Here is a 13,693-nt window from a genome sequence, read left to right on the forward strand (position 1 = left end):
TACATTCTGATGATATTGGCGAAGAAAGTCAGACTAATTCCAACGCCTGAACAAGAACAAGTGCTAAAAAAACATGCCGGTGCTGCAAGATTCGCTTATAACTATTGTAAAAGAATGAGTGATAGATACTATAAGCTATTTGGAAAATCTGTTTCACAGTTAGCTTTACAGAAACGATTTACAAAGATTAAGAAGCGAAAGAGATATGAGTGGTTAAAAGACATTAATGCACAAGTTCCCAAACAGGCTTCAAAAGATTTTGATACGGCGAGAAAAAATTCGTTCAAAAAGTACAAAAATGGTTCTCACACTTCTTATAAATCCAAAAAAGATTTAATTCAAGGATTTTATGCCAATTATGAAAGACTGGTTATAGGAAAGAAAGTAGTTCATATTCAGTCTATTGGAGAAGTGAAAACAAGCCAACAACTACCAAGAAATAAAAAACCATCCAACCCAAGAGTTACCTTTGACGGTCGTCACTGGTGGATTAGTGTAGGGTTCCAAGAAGACTTTGAATCACAAGGACTAACCGATGAGTCGATTGGTGTGGATGTTGGTTTAAAAGAGCTTTTTGTAGCTTCTAATGGTATGAAAGAACGAAATATAAACAAAGATGCCAAGGTTAAAAAACTTTTGAAAAGGAAAAAGTCAGCGCAAAGAGATATGTCTAGGAGATTTAAAAAAGGTGTGAAAATTCAATCTGCTGGATATGAAAAGGCGAAAGCTGAGCACCTGCGGTTATCTAGGAAAATTATGAATATCCGAAATAACCATATCCATCAAGCAACAGCTAAATTGGTGAAAACCAAACCAATGAGGATTGTTGTGGAAGACTTATCTATTTCAAACCTGTTAAAAAACAAAAAACTATCGAAAGCATTTTCATTTCAAAAATTAAACTTCTTCTTTCAATGTTTGTCATACAAGTGCGAGAAGTATGGCATTGCGTATGTAAAAGCTGATAAATGGTTCGCCTCAAGCAAGATTTGTTCATGTTGCGGCATGAAATACGACCATTCAGTTCAACCAGAAGGACAGTGGAGTTTAAAAATACGTGAGTGGCGTTGTGCTTCATGCAATAGCCATCATGATAGGGATGTAAATGCTGCGACAAATTTATCAAGATGGGTAAAATAAATGCTTGATAATAGGAGGTAACGATACTGCCTTGTGTGGAGTGTTATACCCCTCGTCCCTTTGGGGTTGCGAGAACACGATGAGGCACTAACTCGTGTAAATTTGATTGAATTGTATAGATTTAGTTAAGTTTATCGTATCGGATGATTAGTTTTGAGTACAGGTGTAAAAGCAAACGACGTGAAGACAAAAACAAAGGGAGCAGATCTTGTTGTTGATTGTTTAATTAAACAAGGTGTTACACATGTTTTCGGTATTCCAGGAGCAAAGATTGACTCTGTATTTGATGTATTGCAAGAAAGAGGACCAGAGTTAATCGTTTGTCGTCATGAACAAAATGCAGCATTTATGGCAGCTGCTATTGGTAGATTAACAGGGAAACCGGGCGTATGTCTTGTAACTTCAGGACCAGGGACATCAAATTTAGCGACAGGTCTTGTTACTGCGAATGCGGAGAGTGATCCCGTTGTTGCTTTAGCTGGTGCAGTTCCGCGTACGGATCGATTAAAACGTACACATCAATCTATGGATAATGCTGCACTATTCGAACCAATCACAAAATATAGCGTAGAAGTAGAGCATCCTGATAATGTGCCAGAAGCATTATCAAATGCATTCCGAAGTGCGACTTCTACAAATCCAGGAGCAACTTTAGTAAGTTTGCCGCAAGACGTTATGACTGCGGAAACGACTGTAGAGTCTATCGGTGCGCTTTCTAAGCCACAGCTTGGAATCGCTCCCACACATGATATTACATACGTAGTAGAAAAAATAAAAGCAGCGAAATTACCAGTTATTTTACTCGGTATGAGAGCAAGTACAAATGAAGTGACGAAAGCTGTTCGTAAATTAATTGCGGATACAGAGCTTCCTGTCGTTGAAACATATCAAGCAGCTGGTGCGATTTCACGTGAGTTAGAAGATCATTTCTTTGGCCGCGTTGGATTATTCCGTAACCAACCAGGTGATATTTTACTAGAAGAAGCAGACCTTGTTATTTCTATCGGTTATGATCCAATCGAGTATGATCCAAAGTTCTGGAATAAACTTGGCGACAGAACGATTATTCATCTTGACGACCATCAAGCAGATATCGACCATGATTACCAGCCAGAGCGTGAATTAATTGGTGATATTGCTTTAACGGTAAATAGCATCGCGGAGAAATTACCGAAACTTGTATTAAGTACGAAATCAGAAGCGGTATTAGAACGATTACGCGCAAAATTATCAGAACAAGCAGAAGTTCCAAATCGTCCTTCAGAAGGTGTTACGCATCCACTTCAAGTGATTCGTACACTTCGTTCTTTAATTAGTGACGATACAACTGTTACATGTGACATCGGTTCCCATTCTATTTGGATGGCGAGATGTTTCCGTTCTTATGAACCACGTAGATTATTATTTAGTAACGGCATGCAAACGTTAGGTGTTGCACTTCCTTGGGCAATCGCAGCTACTTTAGTAGAACCAGGTAAAAAAGTAGTTTCCGTATCAGGTGACGGTGGTTTCTTATTCTCAGCGATGGAGTTAGAAACGGCGGTACGTTTAAATTCTCCAATCGTCCATCTTGTTTGGAGAGACGGCACATATGATATGGTTGCATTCCAACAAATGATGAAATACGGCAGAACATCCGCTACAGAGTTTGGCGATGTTGATCTTGTGAAATATGCGGAAAGTTTCGGGGCGTTAGGTCTTCGTGTTAACACGCCTGATGAATTAGAAGGTGTGTTAAAATCCGCGCTAGCAGCAGATGGTCCTGTCATTATTGATATTCCAATTGACTATCGTGACAACATTAAATTAAGCGAAAAATTATTACCAAACCAATTAAACTAATGGAGGCAGATTTGAGATGACTGTTGCGCAATTAATTGATATTGATGCGAAAAAAACGAAAACGAGTAATGAAGTATATCAAACATCTACAATGCTTGCGCTATTAGATGGTATATATGATGGTGTAATTAGCTTTGAAGATTTGAAAAAACATGGTGATTTCGGCATCGGCACATTTGATCAATTAGATGGTGAAATGATTGCATTTGATAATGAATTTTATCATTTACGTTCAGACGGTTCAGCGGAAAAAGTAGAGCCAGAAGAAACAACGCCATTTGCGACTGTAACGTTTTTTGAAAAAGAAATGAGTTATACGGTAGAGCGTCCGATGAATCGTGAAGAAGTTGAAGCGTTATTACATGAATTAATGCCAAGTAAAAACTTGTTTTACGGTATTCGAATGGACGGTACGTTCCGTGAAGTAAGGACGAGAACTGTTCCAAGACAAGAAAAACCGTATACACCGCTCGTTGAAGTGACGAAATCACAACCAATCTTTTCATTTGAAAATACAGAAGGTACGCTTGCTGGATTTTGGACACCAGATTATGCGCAAGGTATTGGGGTAGCTGGATTCCACTTACATTACATTGATGATGAAAGAAGCGGGGGCGGACATGTTTTCGACTATGTTATAGAAAACTGTACCATCCAAATTTGTCAAAAAGCTCATATGCATTTAGCACTTCCAGAAACAGCTGATTTTATGGCGGCTGCATTATCAAGAGAAAATTTAGAGGATAATATTGCAACTGCGGAAGGTGCAGAGTAAGAGGGAAAGACTGTTCCATTTTGGAACAGTCTTCTTTTATTCGTAATGTTATTATTTGTCGATAAATCGATATTTCTTGTCGAACCGTTGATATATTGTAAGTTACGATAGATATATTCGAAAAACCGTTGATATATTGTAAGTTACGATAGATATATTCGAAAAACCGTTGATATATTGTAAGTTACGATAGATATATTCGAAAAATCGTTGATATATTGTAAGTTACGATAGATATATTTGAAAAATTGTTGATATCGCTTATTTCTTTGAAACAAACGGATGTCCCTCATAATAAAAACGCCACGGATAGTGTACAGCTTCTTCTGCATAGTCGATATTAATACGAGGTCCTGCTGTTATTTTATATTGTGATGATATGTGTTCTTCTTTTGGAACTAATTCAATATGTAACGTATCACTTTGTAACGATACACCGCGTTCTTTTAAAGTGATGCCAAGTGCACGGCATAGTTTGCCAGGACCGTTCGTTAAATTTTTGTACTGCGCTTTTGTAATTTCGGTCTTATTGTAGCGCGCTAGTTTTATTTCTGCTATTCCATCTACCGGCTCAAGAGCTCGAATGAGAATACCTTGCGGGGTGCCCACTGGCGCTGTAATAACGTTAAAGCAATGATACATACCGTAAATTAAATATACGTAAGCATGCCCTGGTGCACCAAACATAACTTCTGTGCGATCTGTCCGTCTGCCTCCATAACTATGTGCGGCCTTATCATCTGGGCCTTTATATGCTTCTACTTCTACAATGATTCCGCTTCGCTTTATTCCGTCTACAATATGAACAAGTTTTTGCCCGAGTAATTTTTTTGCGACTTCTAACGTATCGCCTTCATAAAAAGAAGGAGGTGCCTGCATTGTACTATCTCCTTTGCTAAGTGTATATGTATATAGTAAACCAAATTTTCAGTAGTAATTCTAACTCGTTCTATTTGCTACATTTATTTCATAAATTATGGATAGAGTACAACAGCGAAGAGGGGGAGTGCGACATGATTTATCGCTTACTAGCTCTTAATATAGATGGGACACTACTATACAACAATGGAAAAATTGCAAAAGGATTAAGAGAAACAATTGAATTTGTGAAAAGAAAAGATGTATACGTTACGTTATTTACGAGTCGTAATTTTCAATCCGCTCATAAAGTAGCAAAGGCGTTAAAATTAGATTCTATATTAGTGACACATGGTGGTGCTTTCGTTTCAGCAACGTTAGATAAGCCGTACGTTCAAAGAAGATTGTCTGAAGAGAAGACTTTTAACATTGTGCAAGTGTTAGAGCACTTTGATTGTAACGTACGCATTTCTCATGAACGGTTTTCGATAGGAAATCGTGAGAGAAATACACCAAACTTAATTGCGCGCACTGTATTATCAAGCGCAGATCCCTTATTTTATCCAGTTCAATTTGTAGATTCGTTAGGTGACGCGCTTCGTGACCATCCGGTAGCGGCGCCAAAAATTGATGTTCTTTTCCAAACTAAAGGTGAAAAAGAACGCGGGCTAAATACATTAAGAAAAGCGTTCCAAGATGTAGAGTATGTTGAATGTGATTCAAAACGAATAGAAATTTTACCGCAAAATGTATCAAAGTTACGCGGGTTACAATTGCTTGGAGAGCATTTAAATATTTCGCTAAATGAAATGGTTGCGATTGGAGATAGTATGGAAGATTTAGAGGTTATTGAAAACGTGGGACTTGGGGTAGCGATGGGGAACTCGCCTGTAGAATTAAAGCAAGCAGCCGATTGGATTACACGTTCAAATAGTGAAAACGGTGTAGAGTACATGATTAAAGAGCATTTCCGTAAGCAGTTCCCGCTTCCGTTTTTGAAGAATCATAAAAATACACCGAAACGATGAAAGAAAAACGTAGCTTTTTGGCTACGTTTTTTGTTGAGCTTATTAAAAGGAATGAAAACGTTTTAAAATGTGAATTGTGTATGAAATCTATACAATTCACTTGAATCCTTTAGAAAACTAATGTAAAGTGAATGATGTTGTCAAAATAGTTACACCACATGAAATATTCTTCAGATTAATTTTATTGGGCTCCCATACGTAAAAGTATTTCCGCATGACAGTTTAGTTCACGTATTATTTCAAAAATGAATTGTAGTAATTTTATTAAGTAGTTGTAGCGTTCTTTTGTTGTATTTAAATGGATTATTTTAAGTTAATGTGAGTAAGACCTGGTACATATGAAATGTGCTTCTTTTTGTGATTTTAGGAAGTTTAAAAGGGGGAATGAATTTCTTGAGGAAATCATTTAATCAAAAAATTAAAAAGTTAAGTAGTAGTTTAATAGTTGTATTACTAATATGTATGAATTTTTTAATCCATTTACCATTTAAAGCAGAGGCAGCTACAACAGAGTTAAAAGGTTTAGGTGATGTATCTTATTACAACGCCATCATTTTTGGAGATCATAGTGCAACGAGTGCGGATATTGAAGGTGCGATGGCTGTTCAGAAAAATATGAACGCATCAAGTTATACAGTCGTAGCAGCTGCAACTGGAGCAAATAACTTAGCTGGAGCAACTTGGATAGATGAAGGATATCCATCATTATTACTAGGCGGTCAATTTACGAAAGCGGGAGCAGGACAGGTAATTATTCAAGATGGAACAGTGGCGATGACAAAAGACGGTGACCCAGATGGCGCGATGAAAACATCATATGACCGTATCTCTTATAAAGAGCAAGCGGAGATTGATGCTAAGTTTAAAGAATTTAGAAAAGACGTTGATGGTGTAATTGGGGATGCAAGTAAACTACACACTGATAAGCCAAAACCTAATATGAGTTTTGGAATCGGTGAAGATGTAAATAACCCTAATATTTATGTCTCTTCAGGCCAAACGGGAAAGAAAGCATTTGATGTAAAAGACGTTTTTCTTCCGAATGTAGAGAATAAAGACTTTATTGTTATTTATTCAGATGCAGAAGAAGTGAGTTTTGGTGGCGGTGCAATTTTGTATGATACAAGAAATACTGGGATGGCGACGGATTTAATTAATACATCTCAAGCATACGACCCTAATTCATCTTTTACTGAGCTAGCTAGTAAGGTAATTTGGGTATTTCCTAATGCTACAAAGATAACAACTAAAGGTTATGGTGTAGTAGGTAGTGTGTTTGCACCTAATGCAGTTGTAGAAACAAAAGGTGGTTCTATTAATGGACAAGCCTATGTTGGAGGATTACACCAAAGAGATGGTTTTGAGGTTCATAACTTTAAATTTAACTGGCCAAAATGGAATAAACCAGCAGCTGAAAAAGGACATTTACAAATTAAAAAAGTTGATGAAAACGATGAAAATATTGTTTTAAAAGACGCAAAATTTGATGTTGTAGACAAAGATAATAACGTTGTGGCTACTGTTACAACAAACGAAAAGGGTATTGCGGAAGTTAAAGATTTACCACTTGGTGACTATTTTGTAAAAGAAATAAATGCACCAGAAGGATATATAAAAGTTGATACACCAGTCAAAGTAACAATTGATAATACAAACGTAATTGAACTTGTTATGAAGAATACGAAAAAAGTAGAGAATGGCCAATTTAAATTATTGAAAAAAGATAGTGAATCCGGTCAACTTCTGCCAGGTGCAAAATTTGATGTTATCGATAAAGATGGGAAAGTTGTGGAAACAATTGTTACAGATGATAAAGGTGAAGCCTTATCGAAACGACTTCCAGTTGGAAGCTATACATTAAAAGAAGTAGAAGCACCGAAAGGGTATGAATTATCATCTAGTTCAGTTTCTGTTGATATAGAGGCTAATAAAGTATTGACTGTAGATGTGGTGAATAAAAAGATTCCCGAAAAAGTAACAGGTCAATTTGAAATTGTGAAAGTAGATGCGGAAGATAAAACGAAGGTATTATCAGATGCAGAATTCGAAGTGTATAAAGAGGGTAAAAAAGTAGATACGTTACGAACAGATAAAACTGGTAAAGTAGTTTCTCAGAAATTAGAACCAGGAAAGTACACATTAAAAGAAACGAAAGCACCACAAGGATATAAATTGCTAAAAGAAGAAATTGAAGTCGTTGTGGAAGCGGACAAAGTAGTAGAAGTACAAGTAGAAAATGCAAAAGAACTAGGAAGCTTACAAGTAACCAAAAAGGATGCAGAGAGTGGAAAAGTTCTAGCAGGTGCAGAATTTAAATTGAAAAATGTAGCTGGTCAAGTAGTTGGAGAAGCGAAAACAACGAATAAAGACGGTGTTGTGAAATTCGAAAACTTAGTGCCAGGAAAGTACACGTTAGAGGAAACGAAAGCGCCGGAAGGTTATAAGGCGTTAGAAGTAACAGTAGAAGTAAACGTTGTAGCGAACGAAGTAGTAAAACAAGAAGTTACGAATGAAAAAGTAACAGGTCAATTCGAAATCGTGAAAGTAGATGCGGAAGATAAAACGAAATTGTTATCAGGTGCAGAATTCGAAGTGTATAAAGATGGTAAAAAGGTAGCGGAACTGAAAACAGATGAGAGTGGAAAAGTGATGTCACCAAAATTACCGCTAGGTGAATACACAGTGAAAGAAACGAAAGCACCAGCGGGCTACAAGCTTTCAAATAAAGAATGGAAAGTAACAATTCAAAACGAGAAAGAAGTAGTAAAAGTAGAGGCAGAAAACGAAAAAATCTTAGGTTCTCTACAAATTATTAAAATGGATGATAAAGATCAAACGAAACGCTTAGCAGGCGCAGAATTTACATTGAAAGATGCGAAAGGAAATGTTGTAAAAGAAGGAATTACAACAGATAAGTCTGGAACGGTTAAGGTAGACGGACTTGTGCCAGGTGAATATACGTTAGAAGAAACAAAAGCACCAGAAGGTTATGAGTTAACAAAACAAATAATTCATGTAACAGTTGACGGTGAAAAAGTTATTGATGTAAAAGTAACGAACGGTAAGAGCCTTGGGCAATTCGAAATCGTAAAAGTAGATGCTCAAGATAAAACGAAAGTATTATCAGATGCAGAATTCGAAGTGTATAAGGATGGTAAAAAAGTAGATACGTTACGAACAGATAAAACTGGTAAAGTAGTTTCTCAGAAATTAGAACCAGGAAAGTACACATTAAAAGAAACGAAAGCACCACAAGGATATAAATTGCTAAAAGAAGAAATTGAAGTCGTTGTGGAAGCGGACAAAGTAGTAGAAGTACAAGTAGAAAATGCAAAAGAACTAGGAAGCTTACAAGTAACCAAAAAGGATGCAGAGAGTGGAAAAGTTCTAGCAGGTGCGGAATTTAAATTAAAGAACGAAGCTGGTCAAGTAGTTGGAGAAGCGAAAACAACGAATAAAGACGGCGTTGTGAAATTCGAAAGCTTAGTGCCAGGAAGGTATACGTTAGAAGAAACGAAAGCGCCGGAAGGTTATAAGGCGTTAGAAGTAACAGTAGAAGTAAATGTTGTAGCGAACGAAGTAGTAAAACAAGAAGTTATGAATGAAAAAGTAAAAGAAGAAATTACAGGTCAATTAGAAATTACAAAGGTAGATGCTAATAATACAAATAAAACATTAGCAGGCGCAGTGTTTGAAATTTGGAAAGACGGAATAAAAATCGACACATTAACAACAAATAAGAGCGGTAAAGCGACTTCTAAGAAGTTAGAACCAGGAGATTACACTTTAAAAGAAATCCAAGCGCCAGAAGGATATACTTTATCCGATAAGGAAATGAAATTTACGATTTCTAATGAAAAAATTGAAGTTGTAAAGCTTCAAATTACAAATAAAAAAGATACAGATAAAGATCCGGAAAAACCAGGTGAAGGAACAGGAAAACCAGGTGAAGGAACAGGAAAACCAGGTGAAGGAACAGGAAAACCAGGTGAAGGAACAGGAAAACCAGGTGAAGGAACAGGAAAACCAGGTGAAGGAACAGGAAAGCCGGGTGAAGGAACAGAAAAGCCGGGTGAAGGAACAGGGAAGCCAGGTGAAGGAACAGAAAAGCCAGGTGAGGGAGTAGAAAAACCTAATTTACCAGAACAAGGACAAGGTTCTTCTAATAATCAACAACTCCCAGCTACAGGACACAATACGAATTACGTTCCATTCATCGGTTTTATGCTTCTGTTACTAGGAATACGTTTAAGATTCATGGCTAAAAATAGTTAACGGATGTATAAAAGGCATCAGAGATATACAATCTCTGATGCCTTTTAAATTAATACAGATAAATATTTTAAGCTTCAATTACGCTAAGCATTCTGTTTATAAATGCAGCTGCGTGAGCACGTTGTGATGGTCCTTTTGGTACGAATTGATTAAATTCATTACCTTTTACAATTCCATATCCATACACTCTTTGTACTTCTTCTTTAGCGTAAATTAAGTTTTGGTCTACGAATGGTAGTTCAACTTGTTTTGCAAAAATACCAGCGTGTTTTAGAGAACGATCGATCATAATAACAGCTTCTTCGCGTGTAATTGTAGTATTTGGATCAAATGTATTATCACCACGTCCGCGGATTATGCCTGCGCTTGCTGCACGATTAATACCGTCTCTTAAAGATGGGTGTACTTGTTCTAAGTCTGTGAAATTAGCATTTCCACTTGGTAATTGTAAAGCACGAGTAATTAATGTAGCAAATTCAGCGCGCGTTACAAGACGTTCTGGGAAGTACTTGCCGTTCCCTTCTCCTTGCATAATGCCTCTAGCTGCTAATTGACGAATGTCTTGTTCATACCATCCACCTGTAATGTCATCAGTTACGGGATTTTTTTGGTTTTCCTTATAGTATGTTTCAGTTCCTTTTAAGAAAGCATCCCATTGTCCGCGTTGAATCATAAACGCAGGGCAGTTTTTTCCTGACCAAAATTGGTGTTTTTGGACCTTATCTAGAGAAATATTTAAGTCGTTCATTAAATAAGCTGCCAATTTACGCGCATTTTCTACCGCTTTTTCATAGTTTCCATCTTGATTAACGGCAATTTCAATTCCGATAGATTCATAGTTTCCAGTTTTATTTCCAGCATGCCATCCAACTTCATTTACTGGAAGATGTTGATAAATTTCTTTATCATCTACTGTGAAATGCCAAGATGCAGCGCGATCAGCTGTTCCGCGTGCTTGATTATCTAAGAATTTTGCATGATTCAGAGCATTAGCACCCTTCGCTGTATTAGCCGTTTCGTGAATCGTAATATATTTAGGCACCATCGGGTAGCCAGGTCGAATATCGTCATTTCCTTTTGGGACAATCATTTCTTTAAATGTAACGCCATAAATATTGTTTGTTTGTAGAGCTTCTGGCGATCTCAATAAACTGTTTTTAGCAGTACGACTGTTTTTTAATAATGAAGCTTTTGTACCTTCAAATGTAGCAGAAGGTGCATAAATCCATTTTGCTGTTTCGTTTATTTGGACTTTAAACCAATTTCCAGCTTGTTCAGTAGGAGTAATGACTTGTGGCTCTAGTTTCCCTTCTTCTTTAAACGATTGGAACGGAAGTGCATGTATGGAAGCTTCTTCTTTTACGATTAATTTTTGGTTAGATAGTTTATGAATCTCTTGAACTTCTAAGCTATTATCATTGTTATCTATCCATCCAGCGCCAGTTGGCGTCGTTATGTAGTAAGCATTTCCTTTTTTCTTTGTCGCCGTTACGACTTGTTCTGTAATCTCGATATTCGATTTGTTTTTTAAATCATTCGCGGTATATAATGAATGTTTTTTTGAAGTGTATAGTAGGAATTGGCCAGTAACCTCGATATCTTCTTCATGAGTACTATGCTCATTAACATGCTCCTTAATACTTTTAAAAATTTGATCCTCCGTATATACTTCGGCGGATTTTTCAGCACTCTCTGCAAATGAATAAGTAGGTGCAAGAACAGTTTGTAATGCAAGAGAGAGAGTTAATACACTATAAAATTTCTTTTTCATATTTGTTTTTAACACATTAGATTGTGGAATCTAGTGTTAACAGTCCTCCTTTTTATATTGTATTTTCACTATGTATCGATTTTAACACTAATAAATTTTAACAAGAGAAAATCATGATGTCTATATACATGAGCAATATTCATAAAAAGAATTATTTGAAAAAATGTAAGAGAAACAGGTAAAACCTTCTGTATTGACCTGCAAACGCCCTTCAAGTAAACTAAAGAGAGTTTGCAAATGAAAAGGTGATAATGTTGTTAATTTCAATTAAAACGTTACAAGATGATCGTTTTTTACGTCCGCTACAAAATATTGGCGGCTTATTTTTTGAAGAGAGTACGATTGGATTTGAACAAGAGGAAGCAAATCTTATCGTTGATATACACATTGAAGAGAATGTGAAAGCATCTGCTCGTTTAACAGATGTTGCGACTGGAAATGTGTATGAAGAAACATTCGCAAAAGATTTATCTGCTTTTACAGATGAAAAAGAGCGTATGAAGCAAGTGAAACACGTTGTTTCTTATGTATATCTTTCTGTTCTTCAGCAGTTAACTGGTATTGAACAAAGCTGGGGTATTTTAACGGGAGTACGTCCGACGAAACTTCTTCACAAAATGCTTCAAAATGGTATGTCAAAAGAAGAAGCGCATCAAGAACTTCGTGAAAGTTATTTAATTCATGAAGAGAAAATTGAACTTCTTCAGCGCATTGTTGATTGCCAATTAGCAGTTGTTCCGGATTTATACCGTTTGAAAGAAGAAGTAAGTATTTATATCGGTATTCCGTTCTGCCCAACGAAATGTGCATATTGTACATTCCCGGCTTATGCAATTAATGGACGCCAAGGATCTGTTGATTCGTTCTTAGGTGGTTTACATTATGAAGTTCGTGAAATTGGTAAGTTTTTAAAAGAAAAAGGTGTAAAAGTTACGACGATTTATTACGGCGGCGGTACACCTACAAGTATTACAGCAGAAGAGATGGATATGCTGTATGAAGAAATGTATGAAGCGTTCCCAGATGTGAAAAATGTGCGTGAAGTAACAGTTGAGGCAGGTCGCCCAGATACAATTACGCCAGCAAAGCTAGAAGTGTTAAATAAATGGAATATTGACCGTATTAGTATTAATCCGCAGTCATACCATCAAGAGACACTAAAAGCAATTGGACGTCATCATACTGTAGAAGAAACAATTGAGAAATACCATTTAGCTCGTGAAATGGGAATGAACAATATTAATATGGACTTAATTATTGGTCTTCCTGGTGAAGGGTTAGATATCTTCAAGCATACGTTAGATGAAACAGAAAAGTTAATGCCAGAATCATTAACAGTTCATACGTTATCATTTAAACGTGCTTCTGAAATGACGCAAAACAAACGTAAATATAAAGTAGCAGGTCGCGAAGAAATTACAGCGATGATGCATGAAGCAGAAGAGTGGACGCAAAAGCATAATTACGTACCATATTACCTATATCGTCAAAAGAATATTTTAGGTAACTTAGAGAACGTTGGTTATGCAATGCCGACGCAAGAAAGTATTTACAACATTGTCATTATGGAAGAAGTACAATCAATTATCGGACTTGGTTGTGGTGCATCAAGTAAATTTGTTCACCCGAAGACGGGAGCAATTACGCACTTTGCGAATCCGAAAGATCCAAAATCATATAACGATGGCTTTGTGAAATATACAGAAGATAAACTGAAAATTTTAGAAGAGCTATTTGCATAAGAAGAAAGAGGTTGTTCCGACTCGGAACAACCTCTTTTTTATCCTGCAGTAACGGGCGGTCCGATTATATCTTATCAGTTTTTGTCGGTAAGTCGATATATTCGAAAAATCGCTGATATAAATTGAGTTGTGGTTGATATATTTCAAGTTACGGTCGATATATCTGGAAAATCTCCGATATAATTTCATTTACTGTCTAGCGGTATCGTATGTAAAACTATGTCGATAATAATCAGAAAAATTAGTCAAATCATTAGAGGAC

The 13,693-nt window shown here is 36.5% G+C and carries 8 protein-coding genes; 6 read left to right on the forward strand and 2 right to left on the reverse strand.

Translation table 11 applies throughout. The features are described 5' to 3' along the window. The first annotated feature begins 9 nt into the window (after positions 1–9). The 3 genes from ACTFRM_RS00865 to alsD all read left to right on the forward strand — a co-directional run bounded on the left by ACTFRM_RS00865 (position 10) and on the right by alsD (position 3,757). Positions 10–1,140 carry an RNA-guided endonuclease InsQ/TnpB family protein gene (locus tag ACTFRM_RS00865; protein WP_000599344.1) on the forward strand — a complete coding sequence of 377 codons (1,131 nt, stop codon included), beginning with the start codon at positions 10–12 and terminating at the stop codon, positions 1,138–1,140. A gap of 153 nt (positions 1,141–1,293) precedes the next feature. Beyond that, positions 1,294–2,982, forward strand: coding sequence for an acetolactate synthase AlsS (gene alsS / locus ACTFRM_RS00870; protein WP_000103520.1), 1,689 nt, complete (start codon positions 1,294–1,296; stop codon positions 2,980–2,982). 16 nt (positions 2,983–2,998) lie between these two features. Next, positions 2,999–3,757, forward strand: a complete 759-nt coding sequence (gene alsD / locus ACTFRM_RS00875) for an alpha-acetolactate decarboxylase (protein WP_000215022.1) — start codon at positions 2,999–3,001, stop codon at positions 3,755–3,757. 261 nt (positions 3,758–4,018) lie between these two features. Here the strand turns inward: alsD and ACTFRM_RS00880 are convergent, their stop codons facing one another. Beyond that, positions 4,019–4,636 (reverse strand): DNA-3-methyladenine glycosylase, encoded by a 618-nt coding sequence (locus tag ACTFRM_RS00880; RefSeq protein ID WP_001148780.1) that lies wholly within the window; start codon positions 4,634–4,636, stop codon positions 4,019–4,021. A gap of 134 nt (positions 4,637–4,770) precedes the next feature. Between ACTFRM_RS00880 and ACTFRM_RS00885 the strand changes: the two genes are divergently transcribed. Together ACTFRM_RS00885 and ACTFRM_RS00890 are read left to right on the forward strand one after the other, a co-directional pair. Next, on the forward strand, positions 4,771–5,643 hold the full coding sequence (locus ACTFRM_RS00885; protein WP_000640431.1) for a Cof-type HAD-IIB family hydrolase: 873 nt from the start codon (positions 4,771–4,773) through the stop codon (positions 5,641–5,643). Between the two features lie 393 nt (positions 5,644–6,036). Continuing rightward, the gene (locus ACTFRM_RS00890; RefSeq protein ID WP_440043070.1) at positions 6,037–9,918 is read left to right on the forward strand and encodes a SpaA isopeptide-forming pilin-related protein; all 3,882 of its coding nucleotides are present in this window, start codon (positions 6,037–6,039) and stop codon (positions 9,916–9,918) included. Positions 9,919–9,985: 67 nt separating this feature from the next. On the opposite strand, the gene ACTFRM_RS00895 is transcribed toward ACTFRM_RS00890, so the two are convergent. Then, positions 9,986–11,689, reverse strand: coding sequence for an S-layer homology domain-containing protein (locus ACTFRM_RS00895; protein ID WP_142285638.1), 1,704 nt, complete (start codon positions 11,687–11,689; stop codon positions 9,986–9,988). A gap of 251 nt (positions 11,690–11,940) precedes the next feature. Between ACTFRM_RS00895 and ACTFRM_RS00900 the strand changes: the two genes are divergently transcribed. Next, complete coding sequence (locus ACTFRM_RS00900) at positions 11,941–13,431, forward strand: coproporphyrinogen III oxidase (RefSeq protein WP_002025370.1); 1,491 nt, start codon at positions 11,941–11,943, stop codon at positions 13,429–13,431. Positions 13,432–13,693: the final 262 nt, after the last annotated feature.

Origin of the sequence: Bacillus cereus group sp. MYBK227-1 (assembly GCF_051916325.1) — a bacterium.
GTDB lineage: Bacteria > Bacillota > Bacilli > Bacillales > Bacillaceae_G > Bacillus_A > Bacillus_A cereus.